A 23,257-nucleotide genomic window follows, 5' to 3' on the forward strand; every position below is an offset into this window, starting at 1 on the left:
TCAAGGCTCTCAGCGGTTTTCTCCCTTCGTCGCATTGTCTCGTTGCAGCTGAATTGCAGCGGGCACCGTCACGGGCTCGGGCTCGGCCGTCAGCGGCGTGACCCACTGCGCGAGGTGGTCGGCCGACAGGTGCGCGTACCGCTGCACCATTTCCATCGTCTCCCATCCGCCCAGCTCCTTGAGTACCTGCAGCGGCGTGCCGCGCTGCACGTGCCAGCTCGCCCACGTGTGGCGCAGGTCGTGCCAGCGGAAATCGCTCAGGCCGGCACGCTGCAGCGCCTTGGCCCAGGCGGCCGTGGCCGTCTGGTAGACCGGCTTGCCGCGATAGGTGAACACGCTGTCCGCGCATGCCGGCGCCCGCGGGTTCGCGCGCTGGCGGCGCAGCACGGCGATCGCGGTGTCCGAAAGCGGCACCGTGATGGCCTTGCGCGCCTTCGCCTGGTCCGGGTGGATCCACGCGACGCGCCGCGCGAGGTCGACTTGCGACCACCGCAGCCCCGTCACGTTGGCGCGGCGCAGGCCGGTCTCGAGACTGAAGCGCGCCATGTCGGCGAGATGCGCGGGCAGTTCGGCGAGCAGCCGCTCCGCTTCGGCCGGGGTCAGCCAGCGGATGCGTTTCGAGACGATCTTCGCGCGTTTCGTGACCGGCGCGCGCTCCAGCCATTCCCATTCGACCGCCGCATTCAACACCGACTTCAGCACGCCGATCACGCGTCGCACGGTGCCGTCGCTGACGGCCCGGTCGGTCTCGACGATGCCGTGCCGGGTGCGCACCGTGCGCGGTTCCTGGCGCTTCGCGAGTGCGATCGCGTCGATGCGGTTCCGGTCGATGTCGGCGAGCGCGACGCCGGACAGGTGCCGGTCGAGCCAGCGCAGGTGAATCTTCGACGTTTCCAGGCTGGCGAGGCCCGCGCGTTCGCCGACGTAGCGCACGACCGCGTCGTTCCACGAATGGCGCGGCTTCGTGCCGAGCCGCGCCTGGTTCCACAGGTCGACCTTCAGCCGGTCGTGGAATTCCTGGGCCTGCGCTTTGTCGCGGGTGCCAGTGCTTCCCTGTATCGGCGTTCCGCCGCCAGGGGGGTACAGCTTGTATTGCCAGTTGGGGCTGGTCTTGCGCTTGTAGAGCGACATGGGCGGGTTTCCTCTTGCTGATCGAGATGGGCGACTGGCGGGAGCCATTCGCCGGCGAGGTAGCGCTGCAGGGCGGCGACGGAGAAGATCCAGCGCTTGCCGACCTTGCGGCCGGGCAGCGCGCCGGCCCGGGCCTTCAGGCGCACCGTTTCGGGATGGGCGCCGAGCAGCGTCGCGGCGCCGGCCAGGTCGACGGTGGCCGGATGCGCGCTGTCGGCAGGCCGCGCGCCGGGCGGGCACGCAGCGCAACTCGTGGAATGGTGGTTTGCGTGTGAAGAGTGCATAACACGTTGATGTTCAAGCGTTTTGTTGGCCATCGGTTGCCATCATTCAGGCGTGGCGGCCGCGCGGAACCCGTGGCGCGAAATCGCTGCATCGCCTGCGACCGATGGCAATGCGGCCCCGACTCGTGGTGCGCGATGGCGGCGCGTCGCAGCGGCTTCCCGGGTCTCTTTCTTCTTTTTCTTCAATGAGTTGAAGAGAGAGAAAGAAGAAGGGGCTGCCGCCGGCGCGCCAGCCGGACTCATGGCAAAAGCGGCATGACACGTGGCGAACCCGGCGCGACGCAAGGCGGCAGTTTCTTCAGGAATCAAGGACTTGCGTGCCGGCAGCCGCGATAACCACGACTCGCGTGCGCTGCCCGCCGGCTCCCGACGGGCGCCGCCGCACGATGACGGACCGGACAGGGCGCGTCTCATGCGCGGCCTCCCTGCAGCGCATCGGTCGCCAGGTCCTCGCGCACCGACACGTGCAGGCCGAATGCGGCCAGGCGCTCGAGCGACACCGGCGTCAGGTACGGTACGCGGCGCATGTAGATGCGGCGCTCGACCTCCTTCTCGCCGACCACGACGCCGGCGTGCTTGAGCTGCGCCTTGAACACGCGATCGGACTTCACCGGCAGGCCGTTCCACTTGTCGCGCAGCGCGCTCGTGTGCGCGAGGTGATCCATCACGTGCCCGGTGCGCAGCAGCAGGCAGAATTCGCCGTCGACGGTGTCGAACGTGTACGGATGCTTGTAGTTGCCGCCGTCGATTTCCGACAGCACCGTTTCCATGATCCAGACCCACGGCTCGCGGTCGGCGCTGGTTTCGGCGACGTGGCCGTTCATCTCGGCGATCAGGTCGCGCGGGAACTCGCCTTCGCTCGGGTCCATGCCGGCGAATTCGCACAGGTAGCGCCACGCGAGGCCGATCGCCGCGTAGTTGCCGGCCATGCGCCGCGCGCCGTCGTCCTCGCCGCTCGCGCGGCAGCCGGCGAGCGCCTTGTCGCGCAGCGTCGCGTACTGGTCGAGCGCGGTGCGCCGGTCGAGGCCGGTCAGGAACTCGAGCCATTGCCGGACGGGGAAGCGCGGCAGGTCGTCGGGCAGCAGCGGCCCGCGCTTGCCGGTCAGCGTCGTGCGCACGAGCTTGCCGAGCAGGCTGCGCACCGGCACGTCCTCGCCGGCGAGCATCACCGGCGCGCACAGCAGGTATTCGGTCATGTCGGTGCCGCGCCGCGTCACCGTGTACTGGTAGTTCTCCTGCAGCAGCCCGACCGCCTTGTCGATCACGTCCTGCCGCCGTGCCGACAGTTCTTCCCAGCCGACCGGGTGGCTCGTGTGACTGATGCTGGTCAGCAAGCGGAATTCGGTCTGCAGCGATTGCCCCGAGAACATCGTGAACGCGAGCGAGCGTTCGAGCCGCTTGATGAGCGTCGACTTGCCCGCGCCCTTGTTCGCCTGGATCGTGAGATGCGGCCAGAAGCCGAGCAGCGCCTTCAGGTGGCCGCCGAGCGCCCACACGAGCGGGATCGTCGCGGCGTTCTGGCGGAACGTCGTCTGGTAGGCGGCGATCACGCGGCGCGCGTCGCTCACCGGGCCGCCCGGGAACGTGAGGTTGTGATACGGGCACTGCTTGTCCGCTTCGGTGAAGTAGCAGTCGGGGCCTTCGTTGACGATCAGCCGCCCGTCGCGCCACGCGAGCCCGACGAAGTTCGCGGCGCGGCGCGCGCCGAGGTCGGCGCCGCGCTCGAGGATGTTCACCATCCGCTTGAACGGCGCCGGCGCCCAGATCGGGCCGAACTTGCTCCACTGGTCGACGTTGTGCAGCTGATCGTCGAGCATCACGCGGCGGATCAGTTGCGCACCGTGCCGCGGCGCCTGCACCGACACGGCGAAGTAGACGGTGGGCGCCTGGTCGGCGTCACCCGTCATCGTCGACGTCGCGCTCGCGACGGCCACGCGGCTGATGCCGGCGATGCGGAAGCCGCACAGGTCGGTCATCACGGGCGTGTCGACGCCGGATTCCTCGTTGCGATCCATCTTGGTGATGTAGCTCGTGAAGTCGGGCCGCACGCGAAACCGCCAGTACTGCGCGAAATCGTGCGCCGGCAGGAAGATGCGCGGCCGGCCGCGGCGCGATGCGTCGCCGGGCAGGCCGGCGACGAGCCACGGCTCGAGCTGGTCGAGCGCGCGCGCCAGGTCGGCCGGGCCGCGCAGCTGCAGGTAGTCGTTCACGTCGTTGATCGGCGTGCGCGCGGCGTCGCCGTCCGCCAGATCCGCCAGCCAGTCCGACTGGTCGACCAGCACGGCGCTGATGTCGAGCGCGGTCAGCCGTTCATGGAGTGCCCACGCGGCCTCGGGGCCGGGGCGTTGCCCGGCGCGCGGGTGGCCTTCCGCGAACGGCTCGTCGTTGTCCAGGCAGATCGTGACCTGCTTGCCGCGCAGGAACGTGAAGTCGATGCGCTCGACGTTCGCGAGGCCGCGCAGCGCGAGCGCGGCCGTGCCGGGCAGCGCGCACGTGTCGATCGACAGCGCGTTGATCGCGCTTTCGACGATGATCACGCGTTTCGCGCGGTCGAGCCGGCGTGCGTCGGCGGTCCAGCCGTAGCCGGCCTTGTCGCCCTGGGTCTGCGTCTTGACGCCGCCGTTGAGCGCGGGGTCGACGTAGCGCATGTCGACCGCGACGACGCGCGCATCGCCCGGCGCGCGCACCACGAACGCGGCGGCGGGGCCGCCGTGGCCGACGTCGCCGGCAGCGATCTTCGGGCTCGTCCACGTATTGAAGCCGAGCGTGCGCGCCGCGAACGCCGCGTCGAGCGCCGCGGCGGAAATGCCGCGGCCGCCGAGATAGTCGCGCACGCGATCGCGCTCGGCCGTGCAGCGGTCGGCGATGTACTCGATGGTGGATTTCTCGCGGCGCTCGGCGGGGGCCGGGCGCTCGGACGGGAGACCGTAAGCGTCGTGGAGATAGCGGACGGCGTCGGCCACCGTGCCGCCGCGCGCGTGGATCACGAGGTCGATGCACGAGCCGCCGGCGTCGGCGCTGTGATCGCGCCAGCCGGTGCCGTACTTCGGGTGATTCGCATAGATCGACAGCGACGGGCTGCGGTCCGCGTGCTGCGGCGAGTGATAGAGCGCGCGGTCGCCGCCGCGGCCCCGTTTCAGGCCGAGGCGGCCGGCGAGGTCATGCAGGTCGATGTGTCGTTTCAGTTCGTCGATCGAGGCCATGTCTGGGTCATTGCTGCCGTTCGGGTTGCGGTGGTGCGGGCGGTGCGGGATGGCCCATCGCGGCTGGGGAACCGGCGAGCGCGCGCAGCGCGGCGGCGGATTGCGGGAAACCGAGCGCGAGGCGATCGGCGAGCGCCGACACGAAGCGGCCGAGCGTGCGTTGCCGCTCGGGGCTGTCCGGCGGGGCGTCGAAGCTCAGCGTGTCGGCGGCTGCAGCGATCGCGGCGCGCAGTGCGACGTCATGCGGCGCGGGTTCGGTGGCGTAGCGGTTCATGGGCGCGCCTCCTGGTAATAGACCCGTACGCATTGCGCAGGGTGGCGGACAATCGCCGGGCTGGCGGAGCATCGGACGGCGCGGCCCGCTTGGATCGGGATCATGAGGTGTCCTTTTCAATGGCAAAGACGATCCCTCGCGCCGTTCAGGCACGATGCGAGGGAAACGCGGGAACGAGGGGTTAGGGCGTCAGACCGGCAGCTCGAGCTGCGCGGCCAGGCGTTCGCGGACGTGCGGCGAGAGCGGCAGCTGCAACGCGAGGTTCGGGACGGCGGACGGCGACAGCGTGCGGGCGAATTCCATGTTGACGACGTACGTGTGGCCGCACTCCGGATTCGCGCACTGGAACGTGATTTCGCGGAACGTCAGCGACATTTCGCGGCTGCTGCGCGCGGTGGCGCGGGTGCGGCAGTGCGGGCAACGGTTCAGGATTCGCATGGGGGCGTGCTCCGGGCGAGAGTCTGCGCAGGGCCGGACGGGCAGCGGGCTGCGCGGGCGATCCGGCTGCATCGCTGGCCGATCGGCGGATTGGTGCGGGCGTGCGCGCGGCTCACAATCGACGCTGCGGGCACGGACGGTCGGGCGCGTTCGACGGTGCGGAACATGAGGGCGCCCGGTTCAACGGCCGGCGGTGCGCGAGCGCGGTGTCGCGATCGCGCGCAGGTGGCTCGCGCCGATGCGGATCAGTTCGCGCGCCATGCTCGAGATCGAGCGGTTGCGCTGCGCCGCGAGTTGCTCGAGCTCACCGCGCTCGACCGGCGTCAGCCCCACATAGACGGGTTTGTCCGACATCGTGCCGCGCGGCGAACGGTGCGGGCCTTTGGGAGTAGTCATGGTCGGTATACTTTGTCGAGATAGTCTTGCGTTACGGTAAGGCCAGTGTAATGAGCAAAAAACAGCGCGTCAATTGTTAATGGGTAATTTATGACACAAATCGGGAGTCGCTTGCGGGACGAGCGCTTGCGGATCGGGCTCAGCCAGGACGAGTTTGCGACCGTGGGCGGAGTCGCGAGGCGCTCGCAGTCGGCGTACGAGTCGGATGAGCGCTCTCCCGACGCGTCCTATCTGCTGGCCGTTCGAGAGATCGGTGTCGATATCGGCTACGTGCTGACCGGCGAACGGTCCGCCGCAGGCGAACCGGCGTCGGAGGCCGGCGGCCGCGACGCGGACGAAGCCGACGTGCTGGCGATGTACCGGCAGCTCAACGACGCCGGCAAGGCATCGCTGCACGCGTTTCTCGCCAGCTGCATCAGCACGGGCGCGATGGTGCAGGCGGCGCCGGCGCGGCGCGCGAAGCGCCTGCCGGAGAATCGCCGTGCGGCACTCGATCAGCGCACGGCGGAAAACGTCGAACGCGCGATGGCCGAGGTCGAACGGCTGAAGTCCGAACGCGCGGCGAAGCAACCGAAGAAATAAGCGGCCGCGCGACCCGACGCACGCGCCGCTGCGCATGCCGGCAGCGCGCTACATGCGGTCGCAGGCTGCACGATTCGAGCGGCGGCGCGTCCGGTGGCGCGGGCGGCCTGCCCCCTTTCCGTTTTCCGATTCCACAGCGGTGCGCCGAGCGCGCCGCGCCGTGCCATCGGATAAAATCGGACGAATCACTGTATATCCATACAGTATTGGTTTAGCATTCTGAAAGCCGGTGAGCTGGCGGCGGGGCGTTCCGAGGCGACCCGTCGTGTCAGGCGGCCCCCGGTGGATGACTGAGTTTGCGGAGACCGGAAAATGGACACCAACAGGAAGCACGACATCGGGACGATCGGCGCGTCGGCGCACGCCGACCACCGCGCGGACACGCGCGGATTGACGATGGGCCCGCCGCGATATCGTCAGGACCTGACCGACGACGAACGGGCCGACGCACACGCCGCGATCGACAGCGCGATGCAGTCGGTCGGGCAGGTGCTCGAGGCCGCGCTGCAGGCGATGGCCAATTTGCGCAATGCGCGTGCCACGTTGCAGCAATGCGGCGACGCGCGGGACACGCGCATGACGCTCGGCGGGCGTCAGCAATCGAGCTGAAGCACCACCTCTCATCCCCGCCGGCCGGCATTCGCTCCGGCCGCTGCGTCGAACCCGAGCCGCGCATCCCGCGCACTGCCTCGCCCCGCCCACCGAGATCCTGAATTCGCCACCGCGATCGCGTGCCTGCGATCGCGGCCCTGGCCGTTACTTCACCCGTCAGCGCTTGCCGGTTCGCCCCGACTTCTTTGGCGCGTCGCGTACCTCGAGCTCGAGCGCGGTCGTGAACCCGCCGTCGCCGATCGTATGCGTCGCCTTCTTCACGAGCCACGGCGTCTCGTCGATTTCCGGCTTGAACCCCGTCACGGTGACGGGCATTTCGGGAAACAGCTCGGGCCGGCCGAGCGCGAGCGTGTAGCTCAGCGTCGACTGGCCGCGCTGCGTGCGCGCATAGTCGGCCTGCGCGGCCGCCCGGGCCTCGGCTTCCGTCGCGTAATCCTCGGGCAGCACCTTGACGTTCTTGCCTTTCGCGTCGCCGACGACCACCGACAGCCGCCGCGCGCTGCCGTTCGAGTGATAGTGCGCGCGCACCGACGTGTAATCGTCGCGCTGCGCGATGTGGTAGCGATGCTGGTCGCCGCTCGCGCGGGTGATGGCCAGCACGTCGAGCGGCTTGCCGCTGACGGTCTTGCCGCTGCCGATCGGCGTGAACAGCAGGCGCTTGTCCTTCACGGTCATCACCGCGTCGTAGCGCCTGGCGAGGCGCGTCAGGAACGACATGTCGGATTCCTGCGTCTGGTCGACATGGTCGATCCGCGTCGCGGCGAGCGTGGCGTCGACGGCGGCCGTGAGCCCGTGGCGCGTCGCGATGGTGCGCACGATCGCGCCGATCGTCTGCCGGTGCCAGCTTTTCTCGCGGCGCTCGTGCATGCCCTTCGTCATCGATGCCGAGCGCGCGCGGATCGTGATGACGTCCGGTGCGCCGCCGTGCTCGACTTCGTCGACCGTGAACGCGCCCTTGTCGACGAGCGGCTCGCCGACCCAGCCGATCGACAGCTTGATGCTCGCGCCGCGCTTCGGAATCGCGAACGTGCCGCGCGCGTCGTCGAGCACCAGGTCGAGCATGTCGGCCTCGTCCGCACGCGATTCCGACAGCGACAGGCTGATGAGGTTGGGCGCGATCAGGCGCGACAGGTCGCGGCCGTCGAGCGTGATCCGATAGTCGGCCTGCGGCTGCACGCGACCCGCGCGGGCCTGCGCATCGCCCGGCTTGCGTTCCAGCGTGCTCATTGCTCGTCCGCTCCGCTTTCGTCGTCCTGCTGCGGCTCGGCTAGCACGCCGTCGTCCACGCGCTTGAGCGTCAGCGTGAACGCGATCTTGCGGGCGATGCCTTCCTTCGTGTGATACGTGGCCGTCTCGTTGAGGCTGTCGATCACGTACGCGCCGTACACGTTGCCGTTCCCGTCGACGAGCACGTAGGCGTCGCCGGCGTCGCCCATCCGGGCGAGTGCCTCGATCGACGCGATCTCGCCGATGCCGTTGTCGGGGGCGACGATGCCGGACAGGGTGATCGTGTCGTCGCCGGCGCCGGTGAACTGGCTCGCATCGCGCACGCCGATGCGCGAGCTGGTGCGGTGCTTCCAGTTGCGTTGGCGCTGGAGCTCCTGGTACGGCGTGGTTGCCAGGCTGAAAACGAACTGGTCGAGCGACATCATCATGGGCGGGTTTCCTTCAACGAATGGTCAATCGGACAGGCGCGAGCCGGCGCGCGACGCCTTCGCGCGTTCGGCGCGTTCGAGCTCGGCGCGCACCATGCGCGCGATCTCGGCCGCGTCGGCGCCGGGCGGCGGTGCGATGTTGATGGTGACGGGGCCGCTCGCGGGCGCGGCGCTGGCGGCAGCGGCGGCCGGCGCCGTGAGCGGTGCACGGTAGTCGAGCGACAGGTTGTAGCGCTCGAGCGGGGCGGCAGCGGCGATCGCGGGGCTCGCGGCGAATGCGGGCGGGCCGACCAGCGCGGCGGTGGTCGTGAGCGCGGCGGCGGTGCGGGCCATGAGTGACGGGGCGCCGGCCGTGGCGTCGTCGGGCGTGGTCGAAGCCTTTATGCCGAGTTTTTCCTTGGCCCAGTCGCGCATCGAACTGCCCAGGCCGCCGACCGTCTCCTTCACCGCGACGAAGCGGCTCTTGATGCCGTCGACGAGCCCCGACACCAGGCTGGCGCCGATTTCCTGGAAGCGCGTGCCGATGTCGCCAAACCAGTCGCCGATGCCGCCTATCGCGGTCTTCACCCACTCGACGGTGGCGTCCCATTTCGCGGTGATCCAGTCGCCGGCCGCGCCGAACGCGCCCTTGATGGCTTCCCACAGCGCGAGGAACTTCGGGCCGAGCGTGTCCCAGTTCTGCCAGACGTAGATGGCGGCCCCCGCGATCACGGTGATCACGGCCATCAGCGGATTCGCCAGCGCCAGCCGGCCGAGCACCATGAATGCCTGCCCGACGAGCCTGAACGCGCTGACCATCGACGTCGCGAAGCGGAGCACGTTCACTGTCCCGAGCACGTTGCCGAAGACGCTTGCCAGCGTGCCCACGACGGTGAGTACGCCGCCCAGCCCGGCGAACGCCGTGGCGAGGATGCGGGTGGCCGTGCCGTGTTCGCGCACGAACTTCACGATCTTCTCGAGCACGGTGGCCGTGACGTCCAGTGCCGCGTTGTACATCGGCGTGATCTTCTCGCCGATCTCGAGCTTCAGGTCGCGCAACTGCGCGAGGACGATGAGCTCGCGGCCCGCGGTTGAATCCGCGGCTTTCGCCCGCATGCCGGTGATGCCGTCGGCGGCGGCGCTCTGCCGCTCGGTGTCGTGGATCTGCTCGCGCTGGTCGTACATCGTGGTGAGCAGGTTCCCCGCGGCCTTGTCGGGAAACAGTTTCGCCAGCTCGGCCTTGATCTTGTCGGGACTCGTGATGCCCTTGGCGGCGAGCTTCGGCAGCAGCACCTTTTCAAGCCATTCGAGCGGCGACGCCTGCAGCATGTCGCTGCCCGCCAGCGCCCCCGGCTTGAGCCCGGCGATCGCACCGTTTTTCCGGTGCGTGAGCCCTTTCGGATCGACGAGGCCCAGCGCCGCCAGCCGTTGCGCGGCGAGTGCGGACGCCTTGCCCTCGAGCGCGCTGCCGGACAGGGCGGCCAGGCCTGCGCCGGCCGACTTGCCGCCCAGCTTTTCGATGAGCGGCTGCATCTGGTAATAAAACGCGTCCGTGCGCAACTTCTTGGCCGCGTTGCCACCCGATTCGGCGAAGTTGTTCCACTCGTCGCCGCTGACCTTGCCGCCGGTCGCCGTCTGCATCTTCTGCACGATGTTTGCTTCGGCGGGGAACGCCGCGTCATCCTTCGTGCCGCCGCGCAGGTCGATCACCTTCACCATGCTCATGATCTGGTCGACGTTCTTCTTCGCGCCTTCCTTGCCGAACAGCGCCTCGTTCGCGAATTTCATGCTCTCGAGCAGAGGCATGACGACCCGTGCGCGTTGCTCGTCGCCGCCCACCGCCGACAGCGACTCGCGCATCAGGCTCAGGTTGTCGATGGTCGACAGCCCCGGGGCCTGCTGCGCGCGCGCGAACTTCACCGCGTCGGCCGACGCACCCGCCGCACGCATGCGCAGCGTTTCGCTTTCGGCCTGCTTCGCGGCGTCGAGTGGATCGGACAGCATGCCGAGCATGTTCTTGCCGACACCCTTGACCGTCTCGCCGCGCTTCGCCCACTTCTCGCCGACGCCGCGCAGTGCGTCGATCCTGGCGCGCCGGGCATCGGCCTGCTGCTGGCGCCGGGTGTCGTACCCGCGCACCCCCGCGTCGATCATCGACGCACGCGACGCCATCGTCGCGCGGAGGTTGCGCTCGTCCCGCGACAGGTTGCGCGTGTCGATGCCCGCGCCGGCGAGCTGGGTGCGCATGGCTTGCACACGGCCGGCCTGGTAGTGGTGCGCGGACGCCAGGTTCTCGGCCGCGCGTTGCGCCTTGTTGAAGTCACTGATCATCTGTTGCGACGGCGAGCGGGTCGCGCGCAGCGACTGGGCGAGCGTGTCGACGCGTGCGCGTGCCGCCGAGAGGTCCGATGCCGTCGTGGCGAGGCCCTTGCGCATCTCGCGAAACTCGCCGATGCGCTTCTGCGTCTTCGCCATGTCATCCAGCTCGCGGCGGGTGGCCCGCAGCGAATCGGCCAGCCCCTTGTTGCCGGTCAGCATCATTTGCAGGGGCTTCGTCATGTTGTCGACCATGTCGAACATGACGCGCAGTTTCGTGGTGTTGTCCATCGTCGATCGTTTCGCTCATTGGGCGCCGGCGCGTACTCGGGCGCGCTCGCGCCAGTCCATCAGCTCGGCCAGGCTGAAGGCATCCATCACGGGCGGTGTCCAGCCGAACACCGTCGCGATGTCTGCCATCGGGTCTTCTACGCGGTCTGGGAGGCCAGTCGGGATTTCACGGCCTTCGGCATTAAAAAACCGGCGAAGATGCCTCCCAGCTGCACGAGGTCGGCGGGGTCGATGCCGGCGACGTCGGCTTCGGTCAGCATCGGCGAGCTGATGCGCGGCAGCACTTTCGACAGCGCGACGACGTCGAGGCTGACGAGGTCGGACAGCGATACGCCGCGCAGTTCGCCCGATTTCGGCTTGCGCAGCGTGATCGACGTGATCGTCTGGTTGCCGCGCACGAGCGGCGTGTCGAGCGTGTGGGTGGCCGGATCGTCCTGGTCGGGCGCGGCGACGGCGGTGACGGCGGACGCATCGGCCTGCGAGTCGTTCGCGGCCGGGTCGGGTTGCATCGGATTCATGGTGGTCCTGTCGGTGATCAAGCGGGGGGAAGGGCGAGGAAGGGCCCGGCCGGCGTGACCGGCCGGGCGGCGGATTACAGGCCGATCGCGTTGCGCAGCGCCGCGAACAGGTCGTTGCCGTTGACCTTCTCGATCATGTTGACGAAGTCGATCTCGATCACGTCCTGGCCGTTCACGGACAGCTTGTAGTAGCTGGCGACGGTCGTGACCTTGAACGCGGTGTCTTCCTTCGACTTCGCGGTGCCCGGGTCGATTTCGCTGTGGCGGCCGCGGATCACGATCTCGATCGCGTCGACGTTGGTCGAATCCTCGGACTGGTAGCCGCCGGCGAAGCGCAGCAGCACGCCGTCGTGCTTCGTGATCGCGTATTGCCCGAGCACGGAGCGCATGAAGCCGCCGCAGGTCCATTCGAGCTGGATCCCTTCCTGCCCGAAGTCGACCTTGATCGGGCCGCTCATGCCGCCGCCCTGGTAGTCCTCCATCTTGCGCGTGAGCTTCGGCAGCGTGACTTCGACAACCTGGCCGACGAAGTTCTCGCCGTTCTGGAACAGGTTGAATCCCTTGAGTTTGCGAGGCATACCCATCGTGTTTGACTCCTGGTGAGGCCGGTCGTTACGCGCTGACGCGCGCGGCGAAATCGGCGAGGTAACGGTCGGTGATGCGCTGGCGCAGCATCAGGTTTTCGAGCGGCGGAACCGGCGTGTATTCGTAGTCGAGATACGCCTTGCCGGACTTCAGCACGTCGGTCGTGTTCGGCTCCGGGTCGTACCAGGCCGAGCCGCCGATCAGGTAGCCCTGCGAGATCCATTCGCGGAACTTGGCGTTGATCGTTTCGATGATGTCGCGCGGCAGCGACGGGTTGAGCGGGCCGTCGATGATGGCCATCTGCGCTTCGGCGATCGAATCGGCGATGACCTGCGCGGTGCGCGTGTAGTTCTCGAACGCGAACAGCGGATCGTCCGAGCACGTGCGCGAACCCCAGAAGCGGAAGCCGTTGCGGTTCACGAGCGTCGTCACGTCCTGCTCGTTGAGGAAGCCCGCGTCCGTCGCCGGATCCTGCAGGTCCCACGACACGTCGGCGCTGATGCCGGTGACGCCGTTCACGCCGACGTTCGACAGCGTCTTGTGCCAGCCCGTGTCGTTGTCGATCTTCGCGCGCAGGCCGGCCGCGTACGCGGTGGCCGGCACGACGACGGTCTTGTTGGTCGTGTCGTCCCACGCGAGGAAGTCCGGCCAGACGACCATCAGTTCGCGCTGGCTGAACTGCTTGCGATAGGTGACGGCTTCTTCCTTCGTCTTGCAGCCGTTGGCCGATACGTAGGCGAACGCGCGCAGCGACTGCGCGATCGACGCGAGCGCCGCGGCGACGGGTTGCGTGTCGAGGCCCGGCGTCGCGAGGATGCGCGGCTTCACGCCGAAGCGCGCCTGCGCGCCGAGCAGCGCCTTCATGCCGGTGTACTTGCCGTCGGCGGTGACCGTGCCGATCACGTTGGTCGCCGTCTCGGCGGCGTCCTTGCCTTCGGCGACGCGCACGACGATCGTGACGGGCTTGGTCTGCCGGCCGATCGCGTCGAGCGTGCGGCGCAGCGTGCCTTTAGTGCCGGCCTTGCCGAGTGCGGCGACAACGTTGGTCAGCAGGACGGGCGTGTCGAGCGGGAAGGCGGTGGCATCGGCGTCGGACGCGGTGCAGACGATGCCGACGACGGCCGTCGACACGGTGCGGATCGGGCGCGAGCCCTCGTTGATTTCGATGACGCGTACGCCGTGGTGGTAATCCTGCGGCATGGTGTGTGGCTCCTGTGTGTGCAGATCAGATGAAAGAGAACGGGAGAAATCCCGTGCGGATCAGGCCGCGGGGTCCGCGACCGGAGCTGCAGGTGCGCTTGGCTCGTCGGGCTGGGGTTGGGGGGCCGGCTGTGGCTCCGGCTTCGGTTCCGGCTGCGGCTGCGGTTCCGGCTGCGAAGGCGGAGGCGGTACGTACGGCGCCGGCGTAGTCGGCCACGTCACCGCATCGGGGAACGTGTCGGACTGGACGACCGAAACGAGTGCCATCTGGTAGGCCGACCAGGCCTTGAAGTAATAGACGCCCTCGTCGTCGAGCAGGCCCGCGGCATAGGCATCGGCCTTGCCGGCGTTCGCCTTGCGTGCGGCTTCGAGTCGTCGCTCGAACTCGGCCATCGCGGCGTCGCGTTTTTCGCGTTCGAGCAGCGCAGCCGGAACGGCCCACGCGCCGTTGATCCATGCGTGGCGCGGCGACGGTTGCGGTTCGGTCGTGAGGCCGAGTTCGTCGGGCGTCTTGCCGGCAGTCGCGATCTCGACCGGTTCGCCCGTGTCGGTGCGATAGCAGAGGCGGCCGCGGAAGTCCGGCAACAGCGTCCACGCGTTGTCGCGATAGAACGGCCAGGTCGTCGGCGTGCGCGCCGGCGGCTCGTCGAACGTCGCCCATGACGGCACGAGCCAGCGTTCGGGGTTGCGCGGATCGGCGTCGGGCTGGCCGCTGCTCAGGTATTCGCCGGTCTGCGAGCTGTAGTGGTGAATCAACATAGATTGGAGTCCGAGAGTTAGTAAGCGCGGATCATCGCGAGCAGCGCAATATTGCGCGGCCGTGCTTCGTTCCCGCCGTCCGCGTTGACGGTGATGGCGTGGCTGTGATTGCCGGCGCCGCCGATGCCGACGTTGTGGCCGTGAGTGCCGGCGCCTTCGGTGTTGAATTCGTGGTTGTGCCCCCCGGCCGGACTCGTCATCCCCCACACGTTGTCGCCGTCGCTGCTGCCGGAGCCCGTGTTGCCGGACCCCCAGGTTCCCCATGGCGGGCGGTAGACGGACGGGTTCTCGCCCCACGGCGACACGTGCTGGTGATCGCCTACGCCGGCGGTCCAGCCATGGTGGCCGTGCCAGCCCTGTGAGTCGGTCCACGCGGAGTGCACGTGGTCGCCGACTGCGGCCGCGCTTGCGCCGTGTGTGTGCGATCGGTTCTGGGCGCCTTGATACGAGCCGATGCCGCGTTGAGCATCGATGTCGTCGCGACCGTCTGCCCAGCAGCGAATGAACTCGCCGCGCAGCTCCGGGAGGCGGAACGTCGTCGTGCCGTCGCCGGTGGAGAAGCAGCCCCAGCGTTCGTTGCGCCATTCATCGTCCGAGACGAGCGTGCCACTGGCCTGCGCATAGGCCCAAAGAGCGGGGTAGTCGGCACGATTGACGAGCACGCCGTTCGCTTTCAGGAACCCGGCGCGCGGCAGCGTGCGCGGCTCGAATACGATCTGGCCGACCGTCGCCGTCGAGAGTGCTGCCAGTACCCATTCGGTCGTGGCGAGCGCCTTCGAGCGATCGCCCGTTGCGGGTGTCGGGCCCTGCACGGGTGTCTGGAAGACGGTGCCGCCCGGCGTGAACGAAACCTGCGGGATCGAGTTGCAGGTCACGCCGAACGAGCCGTCGTTGATGTGGTACAGGCCCGTATCTGGTTTGCCGTCGTTGATGAACGTAATGCCGGGCGCGGATGGCGTGCCTTCGGCTGCGAGAATCTGTGCGCCGGCCGACATCGCGAAGCCGGTCGACTGGATCGGATTCGGGAGGTTGCCGGTGTGCCATACCGGTTTGCCGTCTACCCGGAAAGTTCGGTCCTCCGAGAAATACTGGAATGCGCCAGCATTACCTCCCCACCAGCCAACCGATCCGGCGTTGCCATAGATATATCCGGCGGCGGAGCCGAGCCTGATATGCGCTTCGGCATTGCTCATCCCGACGGAAAGTTCGCCGCCGATATAGGTCATTGCCCCGCTGCCATTGATCCGGACCGTCCCGTCGGCGAGCGACCAGGCGAACGGGCGGAAATCATTCCACTGGCCGTCCAGATCGCCTTTCTTGGTCGACAACAAGTAAACGTTTGTACCGTCGTTGCGCAAAAAGGCGCCGTAGTCGCCGTAGACCATTCGGAAATGCGCACCGTTGGCGTCCATGTCGCGCGAGGTTACCGCGCCCTTGAACGAGGCACTTCCGGCGGCCTGGATTACGTTGCGGCCGTCATCAACAGACGTCCCAACCAACATGCGACCAGACGGCAGCACGCGAACGCGCGCTGCATTGCCCGCGACGATGTCACAGGAGCCGTTGGCGTTTTCCGAACCGATGGTTGCGTTGCCTGCGGTGCGGAAGTAGCCATTGGCGTCGTCGGCAGAAACCCAGGCTTTGACGGTGCCTTGGCCTCCGGAGACGCTCGTGCCATACGTGCGAGAGTTGCCGTCGACCTGCAGCCGCGAGCTCCCGTCGTCATTCTTGACGTCGCCGACGAGCATCCGGCCGCCGTACGCGATGCGCAGGGCGCGCGCCTGGTTCGCGTCTATCTCGGCGTCGTTGCCGGTCTTGTTGACCCACAGATCGACGTACTCGCGTCCCCACGCCCCGTTGTCGAAGCCCGCCCGAACCGTCGCGATCAGGCGCGTCCCGATATCGGCGTGGTTGCCTCCAAACGTGCCATGCAGGCGTACGCGGCTTTCCCGGCCGTTCTTGCCGGTCGGCGGACGAATCGTGACGTGTGCGGTATCCGGACCCGCGTCGAACTCGGTGACGACCGGCCCGGTGAATCTCGCCCCGGTCAACGCCGCGTAGCGCGACGCCGCGGTTTTCGGCGTCACTGCACGCGTATCATCCGCACCCGCGTTCACTTCCGCCTGCGTCGCCAGCTCGACCACGCCTTGCCGCTCCGTGGTCGCCGGCGGATTGAGGAACGACGCGTCGCCGAATACGAGTTTCGTCGCATCGATCGCCGTGAACTGCATATCGGACGACAGCAGCAGCAACGCGGCCGGCGACTTCTCCATGATCGGCGTCGTCTGGCCATACGCGGCCAGCAGCACACCGTTGTCGAGGTAGAGGCCGAACCCATAGAGCGAGTACTGGTCCGTCGAGTCGTCCTTGAGCGTCGTATGAATCGTGTCCGGCGCGACGTTGGCGCCGCCGAAGGACTGGATCCGCTTCAGCTCGTTCGGCAGCTTCGTGAGCCCCTTGTCGGCGACGAACGGCGCGTTCGCCAGGCCGATTTCCACGACCTGGTGGGCATTCGTGCCGCCGTTGCCGGCGGCGACGAGCGCGGCACGGCCGGCGTCGGTGATGATGATCTGGGTTGCCATGTGCGATCAGTAGTCGGTGAGGTTCAGGCGGCGATAGGCCGCCACGCGCGCGGCGGCGCCGACCGGTTGTCGGCCCCGCATCTCGAAGCCCTGCGTGAACGTGTAGTGCGCCCGTACGGGCTTGGTCCGGTCGATTTCCGCGAGGATGTCGGCGACGTATTCGGCGGTCGGCGGGTTGCCTTCCTGGCCGCTGACGGTCATCACGAGGTCGAACGTGCCGGGCCGGCCCGGCGGGCGCTGCTCGAACCATTCACGCAGGACGATGTTTCCGCCGAAGGCCGCGACGACTTCGCGCACCGCGGCGGCGGTGCCCTTGCGGCGCGCGATCGGAATCGCCTGGCCGACCCGGGCACGCTTCACGTACTCGGGCCAGTAGTCCTTCCACGCATCGACGCCGAGGTGCCACGCGAGCCACGGCAGCAGGTCGGACCGGATCGCGTCCGGGTTCATCAGCGTCGCGAGCGGCGTCGGCACGTCGTCGATGCGCGCGTTCGTCGCGGCGAGCCGGCGTTCGAGCCGCGTCGCATTCGGCGGGAGGACGTCATTCATTGCTGTACACCCCGCCGTCGATCAGCTCGATTGAGGTGCAATACGGCGCCTGCTGCTTCGTCGCCGGCAGGCCGGCCGACGGGCTTTCGAGGATCACCTTCTGCACGCCGGCCGCGCGGGCGGCCGCGTAGATCCCGTCGAGCGTGACTTCCATCCCGAGGCGGTGCATGGATTCGGTGTATTTCTTCATCGCGCGGTTGGCTTCCGCGAGCGCCACCGCGCGATCCGGCCCGGCGAAGAACACGAGCCGCGCGCGCACCTGGTAGCGCAGGATTTCCGCGCCGCGCACCGTGACCTTGTCGGTCAGCGGCCGCACGTCGTCGGCCTGCAGCGCGGCCGCCACCGCGGCGATCAGTGCAGGGTCCGCCGTGCCGTCGCCATCGCGCGCCAGCACCGAGACGAGGACTTCGCACGGGGCCGGGCTGACGGCCGACGCGTCGAGCACGCGGCCGTCCGCGTTGCGTGCGTGCGAAACGTACGCGCCTTCGGGGCCGGCGACGGACAGGCTCTGCGGCGCGAGCTGCGTGCGGGCGCGCAGGTCGGTATCGCTTTCCATGACCGCCGCGACGTTGTGTTCCGGATCGGCGGGCGTGATCGTCAGGCGCCGGATGCCGAACAGCGCCGCGAGATGATCGAGGTCCGTGCCGACCGCGTAGGCGAGCATCACGGCGCGCGCGGCGTCGTTCACGCGTTGCCGCAGCACGATCTCGCGGTACGCGTTTTCCTGCAGCAGCTTCACGACCGGCTCCGATTCGAGCGCGAGCGTCGCGGCGATCTCGGCCTGTTCGTCGGCCGGGTAGAGCGACACGAAGCGTGCCTTGCGCGCGGCAAGCAGGGCTTCGTAGTCGATCGTTTCGACGACGTCGGGTGACGGCAGCTGCGAGAGGTCGATCGGCGTCACGCTCATGCCGGGCTCCCGTTCGTCATCGGCACGCGGGTCGATACGGCCGTGCCGTTCTCGCCGGTCCAGCCTTCGATGTCGAGATAGACCGACCCGGTGGCCGCATTCGCGTCGTCGGCGGCGAGCACGACGCGGGTGAGCGTCAGGCGCGGCTCCCAGCGCAGGAGCGCCGTCGCGACGGCCGCGTACAGCCGGGTGCGCACGGTGCCGTTGCCGGGTGCGTCGATCAGGTCGGGCAGCTCGGATCCGAACGTGCGGCGTTTCACGCACGACGCGAGCGGCGTCGTCACGATCCTGCCGATCGACTGGTAGAAGTGGTCCAGGCCCGAGATCGAGCGGCCGGTGTTCGCGTTCATGCCTTTCATTGCGGTGCGCTCACGAGTTGTCCATCGCCTTGTTCGCGATGCGTGTGATGCGGGAGGCTGATGCCCTGGGATTTCACTTCGCGGGTGAAGGTGGCCGCGCCGTCGATCTGCATCGTGGCGCCGCCGCCGGTGCCGCCGGTGCCGGTCATGCCGGATTCGAACGCGAACGGGCCCTTGACCGTCATCGCGCCGGTGCAGGTCGTCTGCGGCGCGTCGAACGTGATGCGCTCGGCCTTCACGGTGGCGTCGCGGGTCTGCACGATGACCGATCCCGGCGCGACGATGCGCACGGTCGCGCCGGCGGGCAGCTCGGCCGTGAGCGCATGCGCGGCGTGGTCGTACGTGATGCTCGCGCCGTCGGGATAGACACGTGCGTGGGTGTCCGGGCTCGAGGCAGGGGCCGGTGCGGCATTCGAATAGACGCCGCGCAGCGCGACGCCTTGCGCCGGATCGCCCATCGGGCAGAGCAGCACGACCTGTTCGCCCGGTGTCGGCGGCAGCCAGTCGCGCGTGCCGCCGGCGGTGCCGGCAACCCACGGAATCCAGTTGGTCTGCAGGCCGCTGCCGTCGGAGTCGGCGTCGCCGACCGAGACGCGGCACAACGCGGCCGCATGGTCGACCGCGAGGATCGTTCCTTTGCGCACCGCGTTGCGTGCCTGCCGTTGAATTTCATTTGCGTCCATGCAGCCATGGTGACGGTCCGGCAGCCAGGGCGCGAGCGATGGCCTGTGTCGTCGCAACGAGGACAGCGCGCACCGGATGCCGGCATGAACGCGCGCGTCGAGAATCGCATCACCGGTCAGCGTGAGGATGGCGTCGTGCGCCCTGGCGATGGGGTTGCGAGGCTGGAATGCGTGAGCGGATCGACGGCGCAGCGGCGACTCGGCGGAGGTGCGACGGGTTGCGTGGCGACGAAATGCAGATGGGGGTGTCGCGGCGGAGAGCCGCATAGACGGGACGTTGGTGCAAGGGGCACATGGAGGTGCCGCCACGGGTGATGCTGTCAATGCAGCTCGCATCGCCTGCACCGGCTGATTCGACGGCAATGCGCGAGCGGGGAAGCGGCCGATCGGCGTTGCGATCGCGGCGTGCGGATTCGTTGCGGTGGGCGAAACGAGGCGGCCGAAACGAGATGGCCGGCTGCGACGCGCAGCCGATGCAGGGACGATTGAATGTTGCGGAACACCGCGCACTCACGGCGCACGGCGTTCTCTCGACCGCACGCGACTCCGATGCCGTGTGCGTGAAGGTGGGCTTACCGGGCTTACCTGATCTGCGGCAGCGCGACCCAGGTGAGCGTGTTGGCCGGATCGACCAGCGTGTCGTCGACGTGGGTGATCACGTGCCGGCCGTCCGGCCCGGTTGCGACGTTGACGCTTTCCGTCAGCGCCAGCCGGATCGACAGGTCGACTGCCGCCGAGTCGCGAACGCCGACCTCGAAGGTGATGCCGCTCGTGCGTGCGGCGGGATTCGTCACGAGATCCGGCTGGTTCTTGCGGACCCATTCGACGATCGCGACGAACACCGGATCCGTGTCGCCGGAGAAATTCGTCGCGAGCACGTGGGCCGTGTACCGGTATTCGAACGACGGCGTCAGCGTGCCGGTGGTCGCAATCGATCCTTGCTCGACGAGCACGGTCAGCGCGCCCGGTTCGGTTCCGAGTGACGGGATGGCGGCGACGAGCGCCCGCCGCAGGCTGTCTGGCTTAATCATGCGGATGCGCTCCGTGGCGGGTTGCGGGTGTGCCGGCCTGGCATGCCGCGATCATGTCGACCTGCGCCGCGCAGGTCGCCCACGCGGCCTTCGCGAGCGTGAGCGCGGCGTCGAGCTCACCGTTGGTGCGGGGCGCGAGCATCGGCAGCGTGCAGGGGCTCACTGCCTGGCACGTATTCGACGTAAGCGTCGGCGCCGGTGAGAGCGGGATTGGCTTGCAGGCGGACAACGTCGTCAGGCAGACGAGTGCCAGCCCAGGCGCGAAGCGTGGCGTTTTCATCGGTCAATCTCCGGTTTTCAAGTCGGGTGGCGTCGAGCTTCGATGCGATCGCGGCCTGCGAGCGGTCGAGCCGGGCCTGCTGTCGGGCGCGCTCGGCGGTGTCCTGCCGCATGCGCGCGATGACGTCGTCGCGCCCGGCAAGCGCCTGTCGTGCGTCGACGATTTGCTGCCGTGCGGCGCCCAGGTCGGCGCGCAGCGCGTGCACGTATAGCGCCGCGGCGGCGCACGCGGCAAGCGCGGCGATGCAGGCGGCGAATTTCGCGGCGAGCCCGTTCATGCGGCGGACGGGGCGCCGGCCGATGCGGATCCGCCCAGCGTCGACGCGGCCGGTTGCGACGCATAGCGGTCATAGGCGCGCGCGAGCTTCACGTCGTAGAGGTTCGCCGCGTAGTCGGGGCCGTTGTACGCGCGTGCGAATGCGGCCCACTGGCGGGCGGCGAGCGCGCGGCGCAGCGCGTCGTCGGCCGCGATGTAACGGACGAAGGCGTCGAGATGCCGGGCTTCGCCGCTTTCCATGCACGCGACGAATTCGTCGATGCCGGCATAGCCGAGGCGCGCCCAGTGATAGCCCATCACCTGGAACGCGCCCCAGCTCGCGGATTCCCACGCGGCGCCGGCATCGATCGACTCGGCCGTCGCGAGACGCGTGTATTCCGCGGCGCCGCCGCGATAGCCGCCGCGTGTGCGCGACACGATGTCCGGCTGCCGCGCCGCGAACGGTGCGGGATCGATGCCGCGTGCCTGCAGCCGCTTCCAGAACACGTGGCGTTCGAACAGGATCACGGGCCGGCCGTCGGGCAGGAACCCGGCGCCGCGCGACTCGACTTCGTTGACCGCGCGAATGCACGCGAGCGGCACGTCGAGCGTGCGTGCGGCGCGTTCGAGATCGGCGAGCGCGAGGTGGGTCGGATCGCGCCGGCCGGTGGCCAGCGCGGCGCAGGTCTTCGGGCCGGCGATGCCGTCGTCGACGAGGCCGGTGTTCCGTTGCAGCGCGATCACGGCGGCTTCGGTCGCCGCGTCGTAGAGGTGCGTGACCTGCACCGGATAGCCGGCGCGGATCAGCCGGCGTTGCAGCAGGCCGACGTCGTCGCCGTGGTCGCCGAGGCGGCGGGTCTTCATGATTCATTCACTCCTGAGCAGGCGGGCGACGTTGCCGCGCGTGCCGCAGACGGACATCGCCAGCAGGACGGCGGTCGCCGTTTCGAAGAAGCCGACGGAGCCGGCATGCAGCAGCAATTCGATCGATGCGCCGCCGGCGACCGCCACGACGATCCAGGCGAACCAGGACGCGCGATGCCGGTGCCGCGCGCCGTTGCGCCGGTAGGTGAGCACGCGCACGAGCACGGCGACGTGGGCGCAGAGCGCGATCAGCACGAGCGGGAGCGGCATGTCATCCCCCCTTGCGGAACAGCGCGAGCAGGTCCAGCGTCTTGACCCGTTCGATGAGTTGCAGCGTGACGGCGATGACGAGCGCGGCCGCGAAGAACGCGGCGACGCCCGTCGAATGGATCGGGGTGGCGCCGACGATTTCCGGCGCGGCGAGATAGCCCATCACGAGCGAGATCAGCAGGTACGCGGCGCGCCGTGCGACGCCGATTTCCTTCGACGTGACGACCACGAGCGCGGCGCCCGTGAACGCGCCGATTAGCGCGTTGCCGTCGATGCCGGGCGCGAGCCCGGCGACGCCGATCGCGGCGGACAGCATCGCGGCGGTGGTGAGGTTCGGTTCGGCCATGCGGGCGATTCCAGGGTCAGTCAAACAGTTGCAGCAACGGCCGGGCGCGCGTGGCGGTGTCGAGCGGCGGCAAATGGACGGGCGTGCCGGCCGGCAGCACGACGCCGAGGCTGGCGAGCCCGGTGTTGGCTTCGAGCACCGTTTCGACGGTGCCGTCCGTGCGGCCGTAGTGGCGCCAGCACAGCGCGTCGACGGTGTCGCCCTGCAAGGTGCGCACGATCATGGCCGGCGCTCCCGATGCGGGAGCGCGTCGCAGTCGCCGGCCGGCGCGGGGTGGAGGCTTGTCGATGTCGTGCTGCTTGCCATGGCGAGGTCCCGGGCAGTAAGGCAGTGGAGAGGGTTCCCATGGTCGAGCTTCGCCGGGCGGCGTTCAACGACACGCATGCGTGGCCTGTGCGGAGACGCAGCGCGGCGCGTGTCGCGACGGGCATCGGGCCTTACGCTGTCCGTGGGGAGTGCTTGATGGGTGCTTGATGGGCACGTCACGGGCGGGTGCGGCACGAGCCGTGCAGCCGGATTGCAGCTGGCGTGAGCCGGGGCGGCCTTGATTGACCTTGTGCAGCCTTGGTTTTGCGCTGTGCGACGCGTGTCGAGCCCTTGCCGGGCAAGGGCGGGAGGAACGTAGGTAAAACTCCGAAGGCAGGGGTTGCACAGCGGATCGGCATCAGTCGCTCGGACTACGCGAAACGCGAAAAACGCGAAAAACGCGAGAAGCTGCGCAAGTCGGTGCGCAGGAAGATCGCGGCCGCGCTCGGCATCACGCTGGCGCAGCTTGATTTCTGACGCGCGGGCCGGCGAACGCGCCGGCCGCCCGGACAGCCGGCGTGCCGATGTCGGGTTGCCTCGCCGTTGTGCGAGAATCGCCCGCAACGACACTCCAAGCGACGATCGCGGCGGCCGTCCGCGCA

The 23,257-nt window shown here is 68.7% G+C and carries 30 protein-coding genes; 4 read left to right on the plus strand and 26 right to left on the minus strand.

Annotated elements, in window-relative coordinates:
* Nucleotides 1-9: 9 nt before the first annotated feature.
* On the minus strand, nt 10-1,086 hold the full coding sequence (locus CFB50_RS00810) for a tyrosine-type recombinase/integrase (RefSeq protein WP_231937761.1): 1,077 nt from the start codon (nt 1,084-1,086) through the stop codon (nt 10-12).
* Nucleotides 999-1,250 (minus strand): DNA-binding protein, encoded by a 252-nt coding sequence (locus CFB50_RS39850; protein WP_231937762.1) that lies wholly within the window; start codon nt 1,248-1,250, stop codon nt 999-1,001. Before CFB50_RS39850 ends, CFB50_RS00810 begins: the two co-directional genes overlap by 88 nt.
* Here CFB50_RS39850 and CFB50_RS39790 point away from each other — a divergent pair.
* Nucleotides 1,146-1,406 carry a hypothetical protein gene (locus CFB50_RS39790; protein ID WP_069246817.1) on the plus strand — a complete coding sequence of 87 codons (261 nt, stop codon included), beginning with the start codon at nt 1,146-1,148 and terminating at the stop codon, nt 1,404-1,406. The two genes, CFB50_RS39850 and CFB50_RS39790, sit on opposite strands and share 105 nt — an antisense overlap.
* Before the next feature lie 419 nt (nt 1,407-1,825).
* Here CFB50_RS39790 and CFB50_RS00825 read toward each other — a convergent pair whose 3' ends face one another.
* From CFB50_RS00825 to CFB50_RS00840, 4 genes are all read right to left on the minus strand, one after another.
* Entirely contained in the window at nt 1,826-4,618 is a 2,793-nt protein-coding gene (locus tag CFB50_RS00825) for a toprim domain-containing protein (protein ID WP_069246818.1), read from the minus strand.
* Between the two features lie 7 nt (nt 4,619-4,625).
* Nucleotides 4,626-4,892, minus strand: a complete 267-nt coding sequence (locus tag CFB50_RS00830; protein ID WP_069246819.1) for a hypothetical protein — start codon at nt 4,890-4,892, stop codon at nt 4,626-4,628.
* Nucleotides 4,893-5,081: 189 nt separating this feature from the next.
* Nucleotides 5,082-5,330 carry an ogr/Delta-like zinc finger family protein gene (locus CFB50_RS00835; protein ID WP_048251455.1) on the minus strand — a complete coding sequence of 83 codons (249 nt, stop codon included), beginning with the start codon at nt 5,328-5,330 and terminating at the stop codon, nt 5,082-5,084.
* Between the two features lie 180 nt (nt 5,331-5,510).
* Nucleotides 5,511-5,726: a hypothetical protein gene (locus tag CFB50_RS00840; RefSeq protein WP_089444745.1), complete on the minus strand. Its 216-nt coding sequence runs from the start codon at nt 5,724-5,726 to the stop codon at nt 5,511-5,513.
* Nucleotides 5,727-5,888: 162 nt separating this feature from the next.
* Between CFB50_RS00840 and CFB50_RS00845 the strand changes: the two genes are divergently transcribed.
* Together CFB50_RS00845 and CFB50_RS00850 are read left to right on the plus strand one after the other, a co-directional pair.
* Nucleotides 5,889-6,308, plus strand: coding sequence for an XRE family transcriptional regulator (locus CFB50_RS00845; RefSeq protein ID WP_069249199.1), 420 nt, complete (start codon nt 5,889-5,891; stop codon nt 6,306-6,308).
* A 312-nt stretch (nt 6,309-6,620) separates the two neighbouring features.
* Nucleotides 6,621-6,917: a hypothetical protein gene (locus tag CFB50_RS00850; RefSeq protein ID WP_069246821.1), complete on the plus strand. Its 297-nt coding sequence runs from the start codon at nt 6,621-6,623 to the stop codon at nt 6,915-6,917.
* A gap of 159 nt (nt 6,918-7,076) precedes the next feature.
* On the opposite strand, the gene CFB50_RS00855 is transcribed toward CFB50_RS00850, so the two are convergent.
* The 20 genes from CFB50_RS00855 to CFB50_RS00950 form a co-directional block, all read right to left on the minus strand.
* Entirely contained in the window at nt 7,077-8,147 is a 1,071-nt protein-coding gene (locus tag CFB50_RS00855) for a phage late control D family protein (RefSeq protein WP_069246822.1), read from the minus strand.
* Nucleotides 8,144-8,575, minus strand: coding sequence for a phage tail protein (locus CFB50_RS00860; protein ID WP_069246823.1), 432 nt, complete (start codon nt 8,573-8,575; stop codon nt 8,144-8,146). Before CFB50_RS00860 ends, CFB50_RS00855 begins: the two co-directional genes overlap by 4 nt.
* 24 nt (nt 8,576-8,599) lie before the next feature.
* Entirely contained in the window at nt 8,600-11,161 is a 2,562-nt protein-coding gene (locus CFB50_RS00865; protein ID WP_069246824.1) for a phage tail tape measure protein, read from the minus strand.
* A 15-nt stretch (nt 11,162-11,176) separates the two neighbouring features.
* Complete coding sequence (locus CFB50_RS00870; protein WP_006484104.1) at nt 11,177-11,290, minus strand: GpE family phage tail protein; 114 nt, start codon at nt 11,288-11,290, stop codon at nt 11,177-11,179.
* An 8-nt stretch (nt 11,291-11,298) separates the two neighbouring features.
* A complete protein-coding gene (locus CFB50_RS00875; RefSeq protein ID WP_069246825.1) occupies nt 11,299-11,679 on the minus strand; it encodes a phage tail assembly protein in 381 nt (126 codons plus the stop codon).
* Nucleotides 11,680-11,753: 74 nt separating this feature from the next.
* Nucleotides 11,754-12,263 (minus strand): phage major tail tube protein, encoded by a 510-nt coding sequence (locus tag CFB50_RS00880; protein WP_048251463.1) that lies wholly within the window; start codon nt 12,261-12,263, stop codon nt 11,754-11,756.
* Between the two features lie 28 nt (nt 12,264-12,291).
* The gene (locus CFB50_RS00885; RefSeq protein ID WP_069246826.1) at nt 12,292-13,464 is read right to left on the minus strand and encodes a phage tail sheath protein; all 1,173 of its coding nucleotides are present in this window, start codon (nt 13,462-13,464) and stop codon (nt 12,292-12,294) included.
* A 60-nt stretch (nt 13,465-13,524) separates the two neighbouring features.
* Nucleotides 13,525-14,223 carry a tail fiber assembly protein gene (locus CFB50_RS00890; RefSeq protein WP_069246827.1) on the minus strand — a complete coding sequence of 233 codons (699 nt, stop codon included), beginning with the start codon at nt 14,221-14,223 and terminating at the stop codon, nt 13,525-13,527.
* A 17-nt stretch (nt 14,224-14,240) separates the two neighbouring features.
* A complete protein-coding gene (locus tag CFB50_RS00895; RefSeq protein WP_069246828.1) occupies nt 14,241-16,805 on the minus strand; it encodes a phage tail protein in 2,565 nt (854 codons plus the stop codon).
* 6 nt (nt 16,806-16,811) lie between these two features.
* A complete protein-coding gene (locus tag CFB50_RS00900; protein ID WP_069246829.1) occupies nt 16,812-17,354 on the minus strand; it encodes a phage tail protein I in 543 nt (180 codons plus the stop codon).
* Nucleotides 17,347-18,261, minus strand: a complete 915-nt coding sequence (locus CFB50_RS00905; RefSeq protein WP_069246830.1) for a baseplate J/gp47 family protein — start codon at nt 18,259-18,261, stop codon at nt 17,347-17,349. The genes CFB50_RS00900 and CFB50_RS00905 overlap by 8 nt, the downstream gene beginning before the upstream one ends.
* Nucleotides 18,258-18,620 carry a GPW/gp25 family protein gene (locus CFB50_RS00910; protein WP_069246831.1) on the minus strand — a complete coding sequence of 121 codons (363 nt, stop codon included), beginning with the start codon at nt 18,618-18,620 and terminating at the stop codon, nt 18,258-18,260. Before CFB50_RS00910 ends, CFB50_RS00905 begins: the two co-directional genes overlap by 4 nt.
* A complete protein-coding gene (locus CFB50_RS00915; RefSeq protein ID WP_069246832.1) occupies nt 18,617-19,303 on the minus strand; it encodes a phage baseplate assembly protein V in 687 nt (228 codons plus the stop codon). The genes CFB50_RS00910 and CFB50_RS00915 overlap by 4 nt, the downstream gene beginning before the upstream one ends.
* A 581-nt stretch (nt 19,304-19,884) precedes the next feature.
* Nucleotides 19,885-20,334 (minus strand): phage tail protein, encoded by a 450-nt coding sequence (locus CFB50_RS00920; RefSeq protein ID WP_069246833.1) that lies wholly within the window; start codon nt 20,332-20,334, stop codon nt 19,885-19,887.
* Nucleotides 20,327-20,563 carry an Rz1-like lysis system protein LysC gene (lysC, locus tag CFB50_RS39795; RefSeq protein WP_226207559.1) on the minus strand — a complete coding sequence of 79 codons (237 nt, stop codon included), beginning with the start codon at nt 20,561-20,563 and terminating at the stop codon, nt 20,327-20,329. The genes CFB50_RS00920 and lysC overlap by 8 nt, the downstream gene beginning before the upstream one ends.
* The gene (lysB, locus tag CFB50_RS39855; RefSeq protein ID WP_083265822.1) at nt 20,451-20,891 is read right to left on the minus strand and encodes an Rz-like lysis system protein LysB; all 441 of its coding nucleotides are present in this window, start codon (nt 20,889-20,891) and stop codon (nt 20,451-20,453) included. The genes lysC and lysB overlap by 113 nt, the downstream gene beginning before the upstream one ends.
* A complete protein-coding gene (locus CFB50_RS00935) occupies nt 20,888-21,733 on the minus strand; it encodes an N-acetylmuramidase domain-containing protein (RefSeq protein ID WP_069246835.1) in 846 nt (281 codons plus the stop codon). The genes lysB and CFB50_RS00935 overlap by 4 nt, the downstream gene beginning before the upstream one ends.
* Before the next feature lie 3 nt (nt 21,734-21,736).
* Nucleotides 21,737-22,003: a phage holin family protein gene (locus CFB50_RS00940; protein WP_069246836.1), complete on the minus strand. Its 267-nt coding sequence runs from the start codon at nt 22,001-22,003 to the stop codon at nt 21,737-21,739.
* A gap of 1 nt (nt 22,004) precedes the next feature.
* Nucleotides 22,005-22,349: a putative holin gene (locus CFB50_RS00945; RefSeq protein ID WP_069246837.1), complete on the minus strand. Its 345-nt coding sequence runs from the start codon at nt 22,347-22,349 to the stop codon at nt 22,005-22,007.
* Between the two features lie 16 nt (nt 22,350-22,365).
* Nucleotides 22,366-22,572, minus strand: coding sequence for a tail protein X (locus CFB50_RS00950; protein WP_069246838.1), 207 nt, complete (start codon nt 22,570-22,572; stop codon nt 22,366-22,368).
* 374 nt (nt 22,573-22,946) lie between these two features.
* On the opposite strand from CFB50_RS00950, the gene CFB50_RS00955 reads away from it, so the two are divergent.
* Nucleotides 22,947-23,132 carry a DNA-binding protein gene (locus CFB50_RS00955; protein ID WP_179254137.1) on the plus strand — a complete coding sequence of 62 codons (186 nt, stop codon included), beginning with the start codon at nt 22,947-22,949 and terminating at the stop codon, nt 23,130-23,132.
* Nucleotides 23,133-23,257 lie beyond the last annotated feature (125 nt).

It is taken from the genome of Burkholderia sp. AU33423 (assembly GCF_002223135.1).
Classification (GTDB): Bacteria; Pseudomonadota; Gammaproteobacteria; order Burkholderiales; family Burkholderiaceae; genus Burkholderia; species Burkholderia lata_D.